This window comes from Phaeobacter sp. SYSU ZJ3003 (assembly GCF_041300735.1).
Lineage (GTDB): Bacteria > Pseudomonadota > Alphaproteobacteria > Rhodobacterales > Rhodobacteraceae > Phycobacter > Phycobacter gallaeciensis_A.
This window is the reverse complement of record NZ_PXNU01000007.1, coordinates 1-625: the sequence shown is the minus strand read 5'-3', so window position 1 is coordinate 625 and position 625 is coordinate 1. Positions and strand designations below refer to the sequence as shown.

Below are 625 nucleotides of genomic sequence, written 5' to 3'. Positions count from 1 at the left end.
GCTTTTCATCCCCCATATGTGCCCCGCCGGTATTGCCTCCGTGATGGCGGCTGTCGGCCAGAGCGCTGCCGGCGGTGAGCAGGGAAACGGCGAGAATGCTTGCGGTTTTTACAAATGTCGGCATGAAATCCTCCTTTGGTTCGGGTCGATACCCATCACCTTGGGATGATTGCGCAGAATGGAAGGCCGTCGCATCATCAGAATTGTAACGGTCTGTCGCAAGCCGACTGTCTGATACAATCCGCTACAATTGCGATGGTGAAATTCAAACGGTCTTTCCGGTAGGACAAAAGCATGGGACCCCAGCCGCATATCCTTGTCGTCGACGATCACGCGCAGATCCGTGAAAGCGTGACGCGCTACCTTGAAAAGAACGGGATGCGGGCGACAGCGGCCAAGGACGCCGCCGATATGGACGTGCAGCTTGCGGCAGGGCATTTCGATTTGGTTGTGCTGGACGTGATGATGCCCGGTGAAGACGGCCTGTCGGCCTGTCGCAGGCTGGCCGATGACGGCACGGTACCAGTCATCATGCTGACCGCGCTTGGCGAAGAGAGCGACCGTATCGCCGGTCTTGAGATCGGTGCAGATGATTACCTTGCAAAGCCATTCAATCCGCGCGAGC

The 625-nt window shown here is 57.6% G+C and carries 1 protein-coding gene; it reads left to right on the top strand.

Features of this window, described 5'->3' with window-relative positions; translation table 11 throughout:
* Positions 1 to 294: 294 nt before the first annotated feature.
* A partial coding sequence (locus C6W91_RS04010; RefSeq protein WP_370570452.1) for a response regulator occupies positions 295 to 625 on the top strand: 331 nt, incomplete at its 3' end.